14 protein-coding genes are annotated in these 16,733 nt (G+C 45.8%); 8 read left to right on the top strand and 6 right to left on the bottom strand.

Annotated features, from left to right (window positions below; genetic code table 11):
* Positions 1-6: 6 nt before the first annotated feature.
* Positions 7-1,704, bottom strand: a complete 1,698-nt coding sequence (nadB, locus tag RTS10_RS06135) for an L-aspartate oxidase (RefSeq protein WP_007116158.1) — start codon at positions 1,702-1,704, stop codon at positions 7-9.
* Positions 1,705-2,211: 507 nt separating this feature from the next.
* On the opposite strand from nadB, the gene RTS10_RS06130 reads away from it, so the two are divergent.
* The 5 genes from RTS10_RS06130 (at position 2,212) to RTS10_RS06110 (ending at position 6,916) form a co-directional block, all read left to right on the top strand.
* Positions 2,212-3,372 (top strand): metallophosphoesterase, encoded by a 1,161-nt coding sequence (locus RTS10_RS06130; protein WP_312539634.1) that lies wholly within the window; start codon positions 2,212-2,214, stop codon positions 3,370-3,372.
* A 225-nt stretch (positions 3,373-3,597) separates the two neighbouring features.
* Positions 3,598-4,491, top strand: coding sequence for a 4-hydroxy-tetrahydrodipicolinate synthase (gene dapA, locus RTS10_RS06125; protein WP_060995312.1), 894 nt, complete (start codon positions 3,598-3,600; stop codon positions 4,489-4,491).
* Positions 4,488-4,787: a hypothetical protein gene (locus tag RTS10_RS06120; protein ID WP_060995311.1), complete on the top strand. Its 300-nt coding sequence runs from the start codon at positions 4,488-4,490 to the stop codon at positions 4,785-4,787. The genes dapA and RTS10_RS06120 overlap by 4 nt, the downstream gene beginning before the upstream one ends.
* Positions 4,788-4,921: 134 nt before the next feature.
* Positions 4,922-5,650 (top strand): phosphoribosylaminoimidazolesuccinocarboxamide synthase, encoded by a 729-nt coding sequence (gene purC / locus RTS10_RS06115; RefSeq protein ID WP_096488471.1) that lies wholly within the window; start codon positions 4,922-4,924, stop codon positions 5,648-5,650.
* A 165-nt stretch (positions 5,651-5,815) separates the two neighbouring features.
* Positions 5,816-6,916 (top strand): FUSC family protein, encoded by a 1,101-nt coding sequence (locus RTS10_RS06110; protein WP_312539632.1) that lies wholly within the window; start codon positions 5,816-5,818, stop codon positions 6,914-6,916.
* 99 nt (positions 6,917-7,015) lie between these two features.
* On the opposite strand, the gene serB is transcribed toward RTS10_RS06110, so the two are convergent.
* Positions 7,016-8,017 carry a phosphoserine phosphatase SerB gene (gene serB, locus RTS10_RS06105; RefSeq protein ID WP_312539631.1) on the bottom strand — a complete coding sequence of 334 codons (1,002 nt, stop codon included), beginning with the start codon at positions 8,015-8,017 and terminating at the stop codon, positions 7,016-7,018.
* A gap of 81 nt (positions 8,018-8,098) precedes the next feature.
* On the opposite strand from serB, the gene RTS10_RS06100 reads away from it, so the two are divergent.
* From RTS10_RS06100 to RTS10_RS06090, 3 genes are all read left to right on the top strand, one after another.
* Complete coding sequence (locus RTS10_RS06100; RefSeq protein ID WP_312539630.1) at positions 8,099-9,478, top strand: hypothetical protein; 1,380 nt, start codon at positions 8,099-8,101, stop codon at positions 9,476-9,478.
* Between the two features lie 109 nt (positions 9,479-9,587).
* Positions 9,588-9,824 carry a PA3496 family putative envelope integrity protein gene (locus RTS10_RS06095; RefSeq protein WP_060995306.1) on the top strand — a complete coding sequence of 79 codons (237 nt, stop codon included), beginning with the start codon at positions 9,588-9,590 and terminating at the stop codon, positions 9,822-9,824.
* Positions 9,825-9,905: 81 nt separating this feature from the next.
* Positions 9,906-10,445, top strand: a complete 540-nt coding sequence (locus RTS10_RS06090) for a YecA/YgfB family protein (protein WP_312539629.1) — start codon at positions 9,906-9,908, stop codon at positions 10,443-10,445.
* Positions 10,446-10,501: 56 nt separating this feature from the next.
* Here the strand turns inward: RTS10_RS06090 and argG are convergent, their stop codons facing one another.
* The 4 genes from argG to carB form a co-directional block, all read right to left on the bottom strand.
* The gene (gene argG, locus RTS10_RS06085) at positions 10,502-11,866 is read right to left on the bottom strand and encodes an argininosuccinate synthase (RefSeq protein ID WP_312539628.1); all 1,365 of its coding nucleotides are present in this window, start codon (positions 11,864-11,866) and stop codon (positions 10,502-10,504) included.
* A gap of 162 nt (positions 11,867-12,028) precedes the next feature.
* Entirely contained in the window at positions 12,029-12,505 is a 477-nt protein-coding gene (greA, locus tag RTS10_RS06080; protein WP_007116148.1) for a transcription elongation factor GreA, read from the bottom strand.
* A 261-nt stretch (positions 12,506-12,766) separates the two neighbouring features.
* Entirely contained in the window at positions 12,767-13,318 is a 552-nt protein-coding gene (locus tag RTS10_RS06075; RefSeq protein ID WP_040403597.1) for a phosphatase PAP2 family protein, read from the bottom strand.
* 154 nt (positions 13,319-13,472) lie between these two features.
* Entirely contained in the window at positions 13,473-16,718 is a 3,246-nt protein-coding gene (carB, locus tag RTS10_RS06070; protein ID WP_312539627.1) for a carbamoyl-phosphate synthase large subunit, read from the bottom strand.
* Positions 16,719-16,733 lie beyond the last annotated feature (15 nt).

Here is a 16,733-nt window from a genome sequence, read left to right as displayed (position 1 = left end):
CCCATACTATGGCATAGATGGGGTTAAAATCACGTCTGCCGCCACTGGCAAAGTTTGTGGAAAGTCTTTGTTGTAATGTAGTCCCCGCGATTCGTGGCGACGTAGCGCCGAGCGCACAATGAGCTCAGAGACTAGCAGCAAATTACGCAATTCAATCAGATTTTTGCTGACCACAAAGTTGGCGTAGTAATCATTTACTTCTTGTTTTAACAACAAAATGCGGTTGAGTGCGCGATGTAGGCGTTTGTCTGAGCGCACAATACCAACGTAGTGCCACATGCTTTGGCGCAATTCATCCCAGTTTTGTAGTAGGATGACTTCTTCGTCAGGGTCGGTTACATGTTGGCTGTCCCAATCAGGAATAGCAGGAATGGGGGGGACGCGATTTTCTGCAAATGCGGCGGCAATATGGCGCGCTGCAGTCATCCCATACACAAAACATTCTAATAGCGAGTTGCTCGCCATGCGATTGGCGCCATGCAGACCCGTAAATGACGTTTCGCCCATGGCATATAGATTGAACACATCGGTTTGGGCGTTTTCATTAACCATCACCCCGCCACAGGTGTAGTGAGCGGCGGGTACCACGGGGATTTTATCTTGGGTCATGTCAATGCCCAGCTCTAGTAGCCGCTCATATAACATAGGGAAATGACCTTTAATAAACGCTGGGTCTCTATGAGTAATATCTAACCAAACATGACGTATTCCCAAACGCTTCATCTCAAAATCGATGGTGCGAGCCACGATGTCACGCGGTGCCAGCTCACCCCGTTCATCGAAGCGAAGCATAAAGCGCTCACCTTCTGGATGTTCTTTGGTTGCTGGCAGGCGCAGGTAGGCACCTTCACCGCGCATGGCTTCGGTGATTAAAAACGAACGCGCTTCTGGATGATATAGACAAGTAGGATGGAACTGATTAAATTCCAAATTCGCAACGCGGCAACCTGCGCGCCATGCCATCGCGATACCATCGCCCGTGGCAATATCTGGGTTAGATGTATACAAATACGCTTTTGATGCCCCGCCGCATGCTAAGGCGATAAAGGGCGCGGTAAAGGTAATGACTTGATTGGTGGCCAAATCAAGGGCGTACAGCCCCACGGCACGATTGGGCTCGCTAATCGGACTGTAGTTGTGTTTGCTAAGTTTGTTGGTGGTGATGACATCAATGGCAGCGACATACTCAAACAGTTTGACATTCGGACATTGTTTGACACGTTTGACTAACGTGGTAGAAATGGCCACCCCAGTGGCATCTGCCGCATGGATGATACGACGTTTGGTATGACCACCTTCACGGGTCAGGTGCAAGGTTTCGTTCTCATCCAAGGTAAACTTGACACCTTGTTTGAGCAAAAACTCCACCGCTTCTCGGCTATGCTCTACCGTAAAACGTACCGCATCTTCATGGCAAAGACCTGCCCCTGCAATCAAGGTATCATCGACATGCTCATCAACCGAGTCATCATCCGATAGTACTGCTGCCACGCCGCCTTGGGCATAAAAAGTGCTGGCTTCGGTGAGCTTGTCTTTTGCCAAAACCGCAATCGATAGATGGCTTGGCAAGGATAAAGCTAACGATAAACCTGCACCGCCACTGCCAACAATTACCACATCAAACGCGTGGCGATGGTTAGCCTGTGCTTGCGGCTGGAGAGTTTCTTTGATAGGGGAGTTTGACACATTAACGCTTGCTGTCATAACGCTGACGTCCTTCAAATTAATGAGTTAAAGAGCCAAAAAATCTAAGCAAGCGCTGAGCAAATTGGGTCACCGTGCTACATTTAAAAGGCTGTGTTTAAAAGGCTATTTTAAAAGCTATGGTTAAAAGGCTATGGTTAAAAAGCCATGGGAAAATAAGCTATCATATCAGCTTTTATAAATGATGGCGGATTTTTTCTATGGTTTGTTTTTTAAGTAGCTAGCCCATCTAAATAGCCCATGGTTAAGGCTAAACAGGGTACGACGTATGCAAACGCGCTCGTCTTTGTTTTGCCGTCGCTGACAGACAATGGGGGAAAATGCAAAGTCAGGCGTTTTTTAAAGCAATTTAATACAAAAAACTCGCCTAGCTGTTAATCCATTTTTTGCGATATGATGATAGTTTAAATTGTCATATTCATCATTGCCATTTATAATGGGCGCTTTTTTTATACGTATTTGTCATGCAAATTATTGATTATTCAGTAAATTTAGGTAACGCTTGATATGGGTGGTAGCATGATTGGCAGTTGGCTAGGTCATCTTGGAGCGCTCATTGCCGTTTTGGTAATCCTATGGTCGTGCCTAAAAACCGTGCAAATCAAAGCCCGGACGGATAATCTGCAAATCCTGCTGCAACTGGTCAGTTTCTACGCGCGCTATTGGTTTGTTTGGTTGTTGGTGTGGGCAAACGTGCAACTGCTGTATGACAACCAAATTATTTACTGGCTGCTTATCGCGTTATCCTTGTTGTATATCTATATGAGCTGGGTTGAGCCCAATCGGCTGCGCGTTTCGCATTTTTCAATCAATTTGACCGTATCTGCGACCTATCAACCTGCGACCGATATTTCACTGGCTGCGCCATTATCACAATCTATCAAACGACAAGCTGCAAAAATTGCGGTGCTGAGTGATATCCACATTGGTATATTTTCTAACCCCCATCAGTTAGCGCGTTTGGTGAAATGCCTTAACCGCTTAGATGTTGATGCGGTGCTGATTTTGGGTGATTGGTTATATCAAGCGACAACTTTGGATGCCCATCTAAGCCCATTTAAAACGCTGAACAAGCCTTGCTATACCGTCCTTAGCGATGCCGATACCCAGCAGGTTGTCGATGATGCACAAAATAGCGAACCTGCTAGCAATATGCAGTTAATGAATATTTTGCCAACCTTCGGTATTCAATTATTGCCTGAGCAAGGCTTGCGCATTGCCGGGATAAAAATCATAGGCATTCATAATGGCAGTACAATGGATTTACCGCGCGTGATTGAACAGCAGCGCAGCGCGGGGCAGCCATTAGTGATTGCCACCCATGATATCAAGCAGTTAGAAGCCAATCCGCGAACGTTAAGTGACGCCAACAACGATACTTTGGTGATTGCGGGGCAAACGCATGGTGGGCAGGTCAATATACCTGTATTGACACCGCTGATGGTCAGAGCATTGACAGGTAATAAACTGGCGGCAGGGTTACGCAGACCAGATACAGCCAAACAATCCGACTATCCTCACCAACCACTCAATGCGGCTAATAAACCCAGCAAACGTTACCAGGTATGGGTGAATACCGGGATTGGCGTGACAGGGTTGCCGTTTCGGTTTAACTGCCCGCCCACCATTGATGTGCTAACCATCCAGGTTCAAACGGTTGATGCTTAACCCATACCATTCGCCACTGTGAGCCAGCGACTATAAACCAGTTGCTGCCTTATTATCTGGTTGAGTGGGTTCTATAACCTGATTTGCTACAGCGGTGGAGAAACTTGCGTTTGCTATCAAAGCGCTTAAACTTCGCCCCAAATGTATGTTACACTAGACAAAAATTTTCAAAAAATTGTCGCAGCTGTTACATATTCTACTTAAGGTTTTGTCCAAGGTATTGTTATGACCCCCATTTTAGATAAACTACAAGGCTCTATGGTCGCGTTGATTACACCTATGCATAGCAATGGTGACGTCGATTGGCAATCATTGGCAAATCTCATTGATTGGCAAATCGAGCAAGGTACGGACGTACTGGTATCGGTTGGTACGACGGGTGAATCCGCAACCTTATCCATGCAAGAGCATGTGGATGTCATTGAATTTACCATGAAGCAAGTGGGTGGTCGTATTCCCGTCATCGCGGGTACCGGCGCTAACAATACAGTTGAAGCCATTGAGCTGACCCAGCACGCCAAACAGGCGGGCGCTGATGCCGTGCTGTTGGTTGTCCCCTACTACAACAAACCGACCCAAGAAGGGCTATACTTACACTATAAAGCCATTGCTGAAGCCGTGGACATTCCCCAAGTGCTGTACAACGTACCCGGGCGCACTGTTGTTGATATGCAGCAAGCCACTGTCGAGCGCTTAGCGGACATCGAAAATATCATCGCGATTAAAGATGCGACGGGTGACGTGGCGCGTGGTGCCAAACTGATTGAAGCAGTAAAAGGTCGCATGATTGTATTGTCAGGGGATGATGAAAGCGCGTTAGCACTGATGCGTCATGGGGCAAAAGGCAATATCTCAGTGACCGCCAATGTCGCACCAAAAATCATGAGCCAAATTTTTGGCTTGGCACTCAAAGGTGAGTTTGAACAAGCCGAAGCATTAAACCAAAAAATAGCCCATTTACACCAAGATTTATTTATCGAGTCAAGTCCCATTCCTGCAAAATATGCCTTATACAAAATGGGTCATATCGAGCAAGGTATCCGTTTACCATTAACTTGGCTTACCCCAGAACACCAACAAGTGATGGATGAAGCACTTGCCAAAGCAGGTTTACTATGAAAAAAACACTCAGCGCTAACCACAATCGATTCAACGCCCAGCTAGCCCTAGCTATCATTGCCTCTGCTAGCATTGCTATGACAGGCTGTACTACTTTTAAACGTAAAGTTGGCGACAATTCTTTGGACTATACCAAAACCAAAAAACTTGAACCCATCCAATTACCGGCAGATGCACAAACGCTACCTTTTACGCCAGTTTATGCAGTGCCGCAATCGGGTGAAAATACGTTAAAAATCACAAAAGAAGGCAGTAAGCGTTTTGAGCTACCGCGTCCAATTAGCACCGTAAAATAAAGAGTGGCTGACCGCATCTATGATAGTTGGCAGCTGGTGTTGCTAACCGCGTATCAGCCAATCAATGCAACTGTCATAAATTAGCTACACTGAGCCAACCTTAGCCAATCTTAAACAGCCATTTGGGAATTACCATGCAAAAACTCGATTTACTTTATAAAGGCAAAGCAAAATCCGTCTTCGAAACTGACAATCCAGATTATCTGATTTTAGAATTTCGTGATGATACCTCTGCGTTCAACGGCGAGCGTATCGAACAGTTAGCGCGTAAAGGCAAAGTCAATAACCGCTTTAATGCCTTTATCATGCAAAAACTCAGCGAAGCAGGCATCGAAACCCATTTTGAACAGCAATTATCGGATGAAGAGGTGCTGGTCAAACGCCTAACAATGATTCCTGTCGAGTGTGTGGTGCGTAACTATGCGGCAGGCAGCCTAGTACGTCGCTTAGGCTTACAAGAAGGTCAACCCTTGACGCCACCTACCTTTGAATTATTCTATAAAGATGACGGTCTGGGCGACCCGATGGTAAATGATTCGTTAGCGGTATCACTCGGCTGGGCAACGCAAGCTCAACTGGATGAAATGAAAGCCTTAACCTTTAAAGTCAATGACGTGTTATCAAAAATGTTTGATGACGGTGGTTTGATGTTGGTGGATTTCAAACTAGAATTTGGGGTATTCAAAGACCGTATCGTACTGGGCGATGAGTTCTCGCCAGATGGTTGCCGCGTTTGGGACAAACAAACCAAGAAAAAACTGGATAAAGACCGTTTCCGTCAAAGCCTAGGTGATGTGGTCGAAGGTTATGAAGAAGTTGCCCAACGTATTGGCGTGTCTTTGGTTGATGAGTCAGGTCGATAAATCGGACGCATTCATCAAGCTAGCTAATCGCTACAGCGAATCTAATTAAGTCCAATTAAATTTGGATGACATGTGAAATAGATAAACATCTAAAACTGGGGCTTGCTCCAGTTTTGTGTTTTTAGCAGGTTATTTAAGTTTAAGTTTAAGTTTTTAGCCCTCAATATGATTAATAAAAGAGTCTTTCATTTGGACAACCCTATCACTCATCAATATATCAAGCACCCGCTTACCACCTTGACCCAATTCAATCGCAATCCTAGACCTTGGCATATGCCATTGTTTGTGGCATTTGCGATTAGTTTTCCAGTGATGGTAGGCGCGTATCTGGGTGATTTACGCATGGGGCTACTCGCGTCACTCGGTGCGATGGTGATTTTAAACTTACCCTATACTGGGTCTTTATTGTCTCGCATGACCACGGTATTGGCGTGTAGTTTTGGGATGGTGGCGTGTTTTGCCGTTGGTTTGGTCGCCCACAACGTACCCATCCTGACAATTCCCCTGATGTTTTTTGTGACCTTTTGGTGTACGCTGTTTAGCCGTTATTATAAGTTACCACCGCCTGCTGGGCTGTTTATCATCATGGCATCAGCGATTGCGCTGTTTATGCCTGCACCCGTGTCACAAATCCCACAGCTGATTGGCGTGGTGGCATTGGGCGCGTTGTTTGCGGGGATGGTGGCATGTTTTTATGCATTACTACTGATTTATAACGAGCCTGTCTTGCCGGTAAAGGCACCGATGCCCGTGCAAGTGATTTTGGGTGATACCCTGATTGTATCAGCGTTTATCGCCTTATCATTGCTGCTCGCGCTGTGGCTAGAGATGCCTAAGCCCTATTGGGTGCCGATGAGCTGCTATGTCATCATGCAAGGGATGAATTTTCAAAGCATATGGATCAAGCAGATACATCGTATTGTGGGTACAGCGATTGGTATGCTGCTAGCTTGGCTATTGCTATCGGTGCATTTGAGCGATATGGGTGTGGCACTAGGCATTTTTGGCATGATGTTTTGTATTGAGACTTTTGTGGTACGCCATTATGGGGTGGCGGTTATTTTTATCACCCCACTGACCATCTTTTTGGCAGAGTACAGCGCGGTGCAGCCTACCGCAATCAGTGAGATTATCGTCACGCGGTTTTGGGATACCGTGCTCGGCTGTCTCATGGGTGTGCTAGGCGGTATTGTCATTTTATCACCGATAGTGAGGCAAAAATTACAAGTCATCGTCGATAAAGTCGTGGCGAAATTGCCAATATAGCTTTTTTATCCAAAAAAACAAAAAAGCCACTCGATAATCTGGGTGGCTTTTTTATAATCTTTAAAACTCGTCTTTAACACTAATGCTTAAAACTAACCGCTAACATGAATCGCTCAATCCCAAGACAGTCATCACCCCATCGAGTCCTGCGACCGTTACCGCATAATTCGCTTGGTCGCGCACAATCGGTTTGGCACGATAGGCTATACCGATATCAGCTAGCCCTAGCATTGGCAAGTCATTAGCGCCATCGCCGACAGCGACAGTCTCTGACAGCTTAATGCCTAGACGCTGTGCCACGGCTTGCAAAATTTCGGCTTTACGCTTGCCATCTACAATCGCTGAGGTGATTTCACCTGTCACTAGATTATCGACGATATCTAGGTCATTGGCATAACTCTCATCCATTCCTAAGCTGTTTTTCACGTATTCGGCAAAATAGTTAAAGCCGCCTGAGACCAATACCACATAGTAACCATGATTTTTCAGTGCGCTAATCAAGCGTTTTGCCCCTGGGCTAAAGGTAATGTGATTGGCAATAATGTCTTCGAGCACCTCACTTGATAACCCTTTAAGTAAAGCCACACGGCGAGTAAAGCTTTGGGCAAAATCAATTTCGCCGCGCATGGCAGATTCGGTAATAGTATCAACTTGCTCACCAATCCCGGCTTTTTTTGCCAATTCCACAATCACTTCTTGCTCAATCAAGGTCGAATCCATATCAAACAACGCCAGTTTATGCGGGCGCACCAATGTCGCAAGGGGCATGACATTGATATCTACGTGATAGAGGTTGTTGGCGGCGACTTGTTTGACCCGTTGGGGTAAGTCGCTGATATCGCTATCTGATTCCAGCGTCACAATCCAGCGAATTGTCGTCACAGGACTGGTTTGCTCAGCTTGGGCGAGTGTGTCATTGGCTTGCCAATCAAGCTCATTGACTAAGGTATCTTGATGTAAGAGGCGAATGGCAGGGTGAAGGCTTGCAAGGGTTTCGCTGACTTGGCTCAATAGCCCCAATTCAAACTTGGCAGCGCTTAGGGTAATCGCGTAACTATGGGGAAAATGCTGATTAAGTTGATACAAAAAATTCGTCGTCATGGTAGTTTACCCCTTGTATGCCAAAAAAATAAACATGATAATGTAGCATTTAATCGCTCCTAAAGAAAGTTTAATCTACCCATGAATCATCTAGCTCCCCGTCAAGGCAAATTCGCTATTGTGCTACTTATTAGTTTTTGTTTACATTTTTTGATGCTTACTTTTAGTAGTGAAAAATCCCAATACGAGCAGCGTACCCAAAAGGGTGAAAAAATTGTTGAACAGTTAGCCAAAGAAGCCATGGTGGGCATCACGAGCCAAGATAGAATTAGCCTGAGCGTCTTGGCAAACCGCTACCAAGTTGATCAGGAAGTCGCCAAGCTTGTCATCAGTGACCAAAACAATCAGCCGCTGGTGCAAACGGGACAAGCGCAAAACGAAGTGGGGCAGGTAATTGATAAACCCATTATCCAAAACAACCAAGTTCTCGGTCACGCCACTATCATTATGAAAGCGGTCTCCAAAGGCGAGATTGTCAGTAGTCAATGGTTGTTTGTATTAGGGTCAGCAATTTTGCATGGGTTTTTATGGTTGATTTATGGCTATATGGCGCGCCCAACGCAGGAACAGCTTGCGCAATTGGGGGAAAAAGTCCAGCAGCATATCGCGCTTGCGCGTGGTAGCCTAGCATCCACCAACCCTGCATTGACAGCCGATGGTGAATTGCAGTTAGACGAAGACACCTTGTACAATATAGGGGATAGCAACGCCACCGCGCAACCTGCCGCCACTGGCAAAACCATCAATGATTTTTTAAATCGAGAAAAATCAAAATCTGCTAAAGACATTCACCAAACCCAGCCTACAGCCACTGAAGCGACTGACAATCTGGCTCAAGAAAATACAGTGGACAGCCAAAAACAGCCCGAAATTGAATTACAAATTCATTTTTATGACCAGTATCATCTGCTAAAACGGGTGGCACCTGAAGTTGCAAAACCATATTTTCAATTGTGTAATCAGTTATTGATGCGCGCATCAAACAGCTTATTTAATCCGTCAAACAATGTGTTAAATCGCTATATCAAAGACGTGTATATCAAAGACAACTCGCATTTTAATGCCAAAGGCGCGGTCATTCATCTAGCAGGTAAAGCCGAGCAATTGCCACTGGCAGCGGTGTTGTTGTCAAAATTGTTGATTATCCTCAACCAAGTCGTATACGAAAAACACCGTGAGCTATCGCGTTTTGCCTTGCCATTAACCATCGGTACCAGTATCAGTCATCAATTCGATGACGTACAAAAACTGATGGCCAACCACGCCAAAGAAGATGGTTTATTGCTCCTATATCCGCTGGATTTACTTAAAACTTTAGATGGTAAAGTGCAGTTTAAAAACCTGCAACATCCGACCACTATCACAGAGCGTGAGATGGTTTGGTACAACGGTTTATCAGAAACCTTGATGACCGAACTCATTGCCAAACGCGATGATATTTTGACCGCCACAGAAAAATAAACGAATCATGGTTATTTTTTCTTTCGCCACTTGACTTGACTGACAAAACCCATTATAAGGCTTTATGAAATTGCAAATTTATCGAATCGACCAGCGAAAGGAGCACTAAATGGCTGATCCAGATATTGATGATAGCTTTGAAGATGACAGTTTTGATGATGACGATGACGCGCGACTCGTGGATGACGACGCATCGGGTCGAAGTCGGGCAAGTAGTCTTGAAAAACGTCGTTTGATTGATAATTTATTGGAAGAAAAGCGTCTAGAGCGCTCACTTAAAGACAGTTTTGATGACGATCTTGATGACTTAGACGATGACGACGATTTTGACGATGATGAGTTGTAAGTCAAGCAAAAGGTTAATACAGTCGGTATTAACCTTTCTTTTTTCAATCCGCTTTTTTGATAAAATACTAGGATAACCACCATGGATTTTGATGATTTAATCGATTTTTTAGACAGTGATGACAATGAATTTGGGCTATCGAGCATCGCTACACACGGCTTTTTAACCGCCTCTATTGTCGGCAAACCTTTACACAATTGGCAAACCTATCTTTTTGAAGGGCATGAAAAACAAGTCAAGCCAGATGTGCTAGCAGCCATTGAACAGTGGCGTGATGAGCTGCAAGCCATGCTGCAAGATGAGCGTGAAATTGAGCTGCCTTTTGATGTCGAAGAAACTGACTATCTCGATATTGAAAACTCAGAAATTAGCGAATGGTCGGTGGGCTTTGTTGATGCCATGTATGCCAGCGATGACGAAGAAGATGATTGGTTTGATGATGACGACAGCGAAGAAGATGTGGCAATGCTGACGTTACCGATGATTTTGTTTAGTGGCATCGATGAAGACCAACCGGATATGCAAGAGCTACTCAAAGACCCAGAAACCATGAGCCAAATGGCACAAGCCATAGAAAAAAATATCGTTGAGTTATTTTTGTTATTTCACACCAACGACTAAATGATGGGTTGTAACAAACTAAGGGCGTATTGAATACGCCCTTTTTATTTACCGCATTATTTTTGCTCTAGTTGTGGTACGTCTGAGCCGTTGGCATTGGATAACAAACCTGATTGGCTATATAACGCCAATTTAGCCCGAGTATCTGAAATATCTAGATTGCGCATGGTCAGCTGACCGATACGATCCATTGGCGTAAACGCCGCATCTTCCACTTTTTCCATTGATAGGCGTTCTGGTTGGTAGGTCAAATTGTCGGATTTAGTATTTAAGATGGTATAGTCATTACCGCGGCGTAGCTCGATGGTGACTTCACCCGTGATAGCTTTGGCGACCCAGCGCTGGGCGGTTTCACGAAGCATCAAGGCTTGTGAGTCAAACCAGCGACCTTGGTACAACAAGCGACCTAGGCGTAAACCATTGATACGGTACTGCTCAATGGTGTCTTCGTTATGAATCCCAGTGACCAAACGCTCATAGGCAATATGCAACAGCGCCATGGCAGGAGCTTCATAGATACCCCGTGATTTGGCTTCGATGATACGGTTCTCAATTTGGTCACTCATCCCAAGACCATGACGACCGCCGATTTCGTTGGCTTTTAAAATCAAATCCACTGGGCTATCAAAGGTTTCATTGTTGATTGCCACGGGCATGCCTTGTTCAAAGCGTACAGTCACCGTTTCTTTATCGATTTTGACATTTTTATCCCAAAATGCCACACCCATAATCGGCTCAACGATGTGCATGCTAGCATCCAAAAACTCCAAGTCTTTGGCTTCATGCGTTGCGCCAAGCATGTTTGAGTCGGTTGAGTAGGCTTTTTCTTTGGACATTTTGTAGTCAAAGCCATTGTCGATTAAGAACTGTGACATCTCGCTACGACCGCCCAATTCATCAATGAAGGTTTGGTCAAGCCACGGTTTATAGATTTTAAGGGCAGGGTTGGTGAGTAACCCATAACGGTAAAAACGCTCAATGTCATTGCCTTTATAAGTTGAGCCATCGCCCCAAATGTTGACATCATCTTCTTTCATGGCAGTCACTAGCATAGTGCCTGTGACCGCACGACCCAGTGGCGTGGTGTTAAAGTAGGGCATACCACCGGTGCTGACATGAAACGCACCACATTGAATTGCAGCAATACCTTCAAGCGCCAATTGCAAACGGCAATCAATCAAACGCGCTTTGACCGCGCCGTATTGGTCGGCTTTTTTGGGGATGGCGTTGTAATCGTCTTCGTCAGGTTGACCTAAGTTCGCGGTATAAGCGTATGGCAGCGCGCCTTTTTGCTTCATCCAAAGTAGCGCAGCTGAGGTGTCAAGTCCGCCTGAAAACGCGATACCGACTTTTTGCCCGACGGGGACAGATTGTAAAATGGTGGCGTTATTGGTGGCATCGTTTGTGGTATCGTGGCTCATAACCTTTCCTATCAAGTCATCAAAAAATAATCTGTAAAATCAACCTATCGAATTATTGTAACATTTTTGTCAACGTGTTTTTCGCCATTTTTTGACAATTACCCATAATTTGTCACAATAAAAAAGCCAATCATTTGATTGGCTTTATCGGCTAAATAGCGGTTATTGGTACAAAACTTCGACGATTTCGTATTCGACTTCACCGCTTGGGGTTTGGATTTTGGCTTCATCACCTTCTGATTTACCAATCAGACCGCGCGCGATGGGCGAGTTAATCGAGATTTTATTGGCTTTAAAATCCGCCTCGTCATCACCCACAATCTTATAGCGTTTTTGCTCTTCCGTATCGAGATTTTCAATCACTACCGTGACGCCAAACACCACGCGACCTTCTTGCGGTAGTTTGAGCGGATCAATGACTTCAGCGCCGCCCAGTTTGGCTTCGATATCGCGAATACGGGCTTCACAAAATCCTTGCTGCTCACGGGCAGCATGGTACTCAGCATTTTCTTTTAAATCGCCATGTTCGCGCGCTTCGGCAATCGCCGCGGTAATACGTGGACGGTCAACGGTTTTGAGCTGTTTGAGCTCTTCTTCTAAAGCCGCGTGACCTTGAGGCGTCATTGGATAACGTTGCATAGGGGATTCCTTTTGTCACAAATAGGGATTCAAACGGCAAGATTGCCAAAGTAACAAGTCACAAAAAATGGTCATCAACGCTCGTGATTAACCATTATCTATTTTGTATAGATGAAAAAAACCATGCTAGACAGGGCTACTGCCTAACAAGGTTCTAGTAAAAAATTTGCTGTGCTGCGTCAATCACCACAATAACGGTATTTTACTTGATAACGGCTTGTGATGCAAAGCATTCACTCAATTGACTGTATGAACCTGACATTACCAAGCTGAGCTGATGGTAACACCCACGGCTTTATTTTCATACCAAGGTAAGATAGTGGCATTGTCAAACGGTTGCGTCATCACCAAACCACTGACGACACCCAGCGCACAGCCAGCAACCACATCACGGGTATGGTGCTTGTCGGCATCCACCCGTGACCAGCCCACATAGGCGGCAGGAATCATTGCCATCGAGCCATAGCGCCAGCCATAGCGTTGACCGATGAAAGTCGCGCCCGCGCAAGAATCACTAGCATGCCCTGACGGAAATGAGTAATCTTCGCCATTGGGACGTTCGCCCCATGCGGTGTCATTGGTGGCGTATTTGAGCGCATAGGTAGCCGCCAAATTGGTTGCCATGGTTTTGCCTAGTTGATATACGCCCTCTTGGTCATGTTTGGCAAGTGCCATGCCTAAGCCTGCTACCGGGATAGCAATATGCAATATATCGCCCGCTTTTTCGCTATCGCTTTTGGCATATACCGTTGTCGTTGGCGCTAATACAGCAGCGAGCAGTATGATGTTAAAGGTCTTAGAAGGTTGTCTCATGGCATTCACACCCTGATTGTGGTTAATGGTCAAAACATTGATAAACATGGCTATACTTAGGGCAAACCCAGTCTACACCCCAAACCTTAGGATTATCTTAGCCCATAAAAAAATACTGACAGCACTGGCTATCAGTATTTTAGACTAGCGGTGGTTATTCCTGTGTCTGTGTATGTAGCGCTTGAAGCTTATACACATCAAATGGTAGCTGCACTTTATACGCTTGGGTAACTGCCGCCGCGGCATTTAAGGTAGTCACATTAAATACTTTATGCTGTAAGGCTGAGCGGCGAATTGAGAACGAGTCTTCATGCGCTTGTTTGCCTTCAGTGGTATTGACCACAATCGCAATCTCACCGTTTTTGATGGCATCGACGATATGTGGGCGACCCTCGGTGACTTTGTTGATGCGCTCACAGGCGATACCGGCTTCGGTCAAGATTTTTTGGGTGCCTGAGGTTGCCACAAGTTTAAAGCCATAGTCGGCAAATTGTTTTGCCACTGGTACCAGATTGGCTTTGTCGCTTTCACGCACCGATAAGAACACTTTTTTAACTTCATGTTCCACTGGCAAACCGGGCAATCTATCATTACTGCCGATGATGGCTTTGTAGTAAGCCTCACCAAAGGTCTGACCCACGCCCATGACTTCACCCGTCGATTTCATCTCAGGGCTTAAAATGGGGTCAACACCTGGGAATTTGGCAAAAGGGAAGACCGCTTCTTTGACCGCAAAAAATGTTGGAATCACTTCAGTGGTAAAGTTTTGTTCCACAAGCGTTGTGCCCGCCATACAACGCGCAGCGACTTGTGCAAGTGAAGTGCCGATGCATTTTGATACAAAAGGCACCGTACGTGAGGCACGTGGATTGACTTCAAGGATATAAACCACACCATCTTTGACCGCGTATTGGACGTTCATCAAGCCCACCACACCCAGCTCTTTTGCCATCGCCACGGTTTGTTCGCGCATCACATCGCAAATCTCTTGGCTAAGTGAATACGGGGGGATTGAACAGGCTGAATCGCCTGAATGCACGCCCGCTTGTTCGATGTGCTGCATGATACCGCCAATCACCACATTGGTGCCGTCAGAGATACAATCCACGTCCACTTCAATCGCATCATCCAAGAAACGGTCAAGTAACACAGGGGCTTCATTGGACGCTTGTACAGCTTCACGCAAATAACGACGCAGTTCGTTTTCGTTGTAGACGATTTCCATCGCGCGACCGCCCAACACGTAAGAGGGACGGACAACTAGGGGATAGCCCACTTGCGTCGCTTTGACGATACCGTCTTCGGTACTGGTCGCCAAGGCGTTGGGTGGCTGAGTAAAGCCCAATTGCTGAATCATGTGTTGGAAACGTTCACGGTCTTCAGCTCTATCAATCGCATCTGGGCTTGTACCGATAATATGCACACCTGCAGCTTCCAATGCGCGCGCTAATTTTAATGGCGTTTGTCCACCGTACTGTACAATCACGCCTTCGGGTTTTTCGATGCGCACGATTTCAAGCACATCTTCTAACGTAATAGGCTCAAAGTACAGACGGTCAGAGGTGTCATAATCAGTTGAAACCGTTTCAGGGTTACAGTTGACCATGATAGTCTCATAACCGTCTTCACGCATTGCCAAGGCGGCGTGCACACAGCAATAGTCAAATTCAATACCTTGACCAATGCGGTTAGGACCACCACCGATAACCATGATTTTTTTGTTGTTGGTTGGATTGGCTTCACATTCGTCGTCATAGCTTGAATACATATAAGCGGTTGACGTTGAAAACTCCGCGGCACAAGTATCCACGCGTTTGTACACAGGATACACGCCCAAATCCCAACGTTTTTTACGCAGTTGTTTTTGTGAAATTCCCAAGAGCGTTGCCAAGCGTAAATCTGATAACCCTTTACGTTTGAATTGACGCAAGTTGTCGCGAGTCAAACCGCCAAAGCCAGTTTCTTTCACCAATTTTTCCGTTTTGACGATGTCTTCAATTTGCACTAAAAACCAAGGGTCAATGCGAGTAAACTCAAACACCTCATCCATGCTCATGCCAAAACGGAAGGCATCAGCAATATAGAAAATACGGTCAGGTGTGGGGGTTTTTAACTTAACTTTTAAGGTACTGCGAATGGTATCGTCGTCTTGATTGAAATCAAGATACTCATCAAAACCATTCACCCCAATCTCAAGACCGCGTAACGCTTTTTGCATCGACTCTTGGAAGTTACGACCAATCGCCATCACTTCACCCACCGATTTCATCTGGGTAGATAAGGTGCTATCAGCTTGGGGGAATTTTTCAAAGTTAAAGCGCGGTACTTTGGTTACCACATAATCAATGGCGGGCTCAAAGCTAGCTGGGGTCAAGCCGCCGGTAATATCATTGCTAAGTTCATCGAGCGTGTAACCGACCGCAAGTTTTGCTGCGATTTTGGCAATCGGGAAACCCGTGGCTTTAGATGCCAAGGCGGATGAACGGCTGACACGTGGGTTCATCTCGATGACGACCATACGACCTGTTTTTGGGTCAATACCAAATTGTACGTTTGAACCACCGGTCTCCACACCAATCTCACGCAGCACCGCCAATGACGCATTACGCATGATTTGGTATTCTTTATCCGTCAAAGTCTGAGCAGGTGCCACAGTGATAGAGTCGCCTGTATGCACACCCATAGGGTCAAAGTTTTCAATCGAACAGACGATGATGCAGTTGTCTTTTTTGTCACGGACAACTTCCATCTCGTACTCTTTCCAACCAATTAAGCTTTCGTCAATCAATAGTTGGTGAGTGGGCGATAAGTCAAAACCACGCTCACAAATCTCGACAAATTCGTCACGGTTGTAAGCGATACCACCACCCGAACCGCCCATGGTAAACGATGGGCGAATGATGCAGGGAAAGCCGACCTTGGCTTGAATGGCGAAGGCTTGTTCCATGGTTTCGGCCACTTCGGCGCGTGGGCACTCTAAGCCGATTTTTTTCATCGCTTTATCAAATAAATTGCGGTCTTCGGCTTTTTCGATGGCGTCTTTGGTCGCGCCAATCAGCTCACAGCCATATTTGGCGAGTACGCCATGCTTGTCCAAGTCTAACGCACAGTTGAGCGCGGTTTGTCCGCCCATGGTTGGCAAGATAGCATCAGGGCGTTCTTTATCAATGATGCGCTCTACCGTTTGCCAGGTGATGGGCTCGATGTAGGTGGCATCTGCCATGACGGGGTCAGTCATGATGGTGGCGGGATTTGAGTTAACCAGAATGACGCGGTAGCCTTCTTCACGTAAGGCTTTACAAGCTTGTGCGCCTGAATAGTCAAATTCACAGGCTTGTCCGATGACGATAGGACCTGCGCCGATGATAAGAATGGATTTGATGTCGGTACGTTTTGGCATTGCTTTACACCCTTT

This window comes from Moraxella sp. CTOTU47616 (genome assembly GCF_032017465.1).
Classification (GTDB): Bacteria; Pseudomonadota; Gammaproteobacteria; order Pseudomonadales; family Moraxellaceae; genus Faucicola; species Faucicola tetraodonis.
This window is presented reverse-complemented; position numbering and strand designations above follow the sequence as displayed.

Excerpts from the sequence above, each read along its gene's own strand:
- RTS10_RS06095 (WP_060995306.1), top strand. The coding sequence starts at position 9,588 with ATGGCTGATCCAGATATTGATGATAGCTTTGAAGATGACAGTTTTGAT.
- dapA (WP_060995312.1), top strand. The coding sequence starts at position 3,598 with ATGACCCCCATTTTAGATAAACTACAAGGCTCTATGGTCGCGTTGATT.
- greA (WP_007116148.1), bottom strand. The coding sequence starts at position 12,505 with ATGCAACGTTATCCAATGACGCCTCAAGGTCACGCGGCTTTAGAAGAA.
- serB (WP_312539631.1), bottom strand. The coding sequence starts at position 8,017 with ATGACGACGAATTTTTTGTATCAACTTAATCAGCATTTTCCCCATAGT.
- RTS10_RS06110 (WP_312539632.1), top strand. The coding sequence starts at position 5,816 with ATGATTAATAAAAGAGTCTTTCATTTGGACAACCCTATCACTCATCAA.
- RTS10_RS06075 (WP_040403597.1), bottom strand. The coding sequence starts at position 13,318 with ATGAGACAACCTTCTAAGACCTTTAACATCATACTGCTCGCTGCTGTA.
- argG (WP_312539628.1), bottom strand. The coding sequence starts at position 11,866 with ATGAGCCACGATACCACAAACGATGCCACCAATAACGCCACCATTTTA.
- carB (WP_312539627.1), bottom strand. The coding sequence starts at position 16,718 with ATGCCAAAACGTACCGACATCAAATCCATTCTTATCATCGGCGCAGGT.
- RTS10_RS06100 (WP_312539630.1), top strand. The coding sequence starts at position 8,099 with ATGAATCATCTAGCTCCCCGTCAAGGCAAATTCGCTATTGTGCTACTT.
- RTS10_RS06090 (WP_312539629.1), top strand. The coding sequence starts at position 9,906 with ATGGATTTTGATGATTTAATCGATTTTTTAGACAGTGATGACAATGAA.
- purC (WP_096488471.1), top strand. The coding sequence starts at position 4,922 with ATGCAAAAACTCGATTTACTTTATAAAGGCAAAGCAAAATCCGTCTTC.
- nadB (WP_007116158.1), bottom strand. The coding sequence starts at position 1,704 with ATGACAGCAAGCGTTAATGTGTCAAACTCCCCTATCAAAGAAACTCTC.
- RTS10_RS06120 (WP_060995311.1), top strand. The coding sequence starts at position 4,488 with ATGAAAAAAACACTCAGCGCTAACCACAATCGATTCAACGCCCAGCTA.
- RTS10_RS06130 (WP_312539634.1), top strand. The coding sequence starts at position 2,212 with ATGGGTGGTAGCATGATTGGCAGTTGGCTAGGTCATCTTGGAGCGCTC.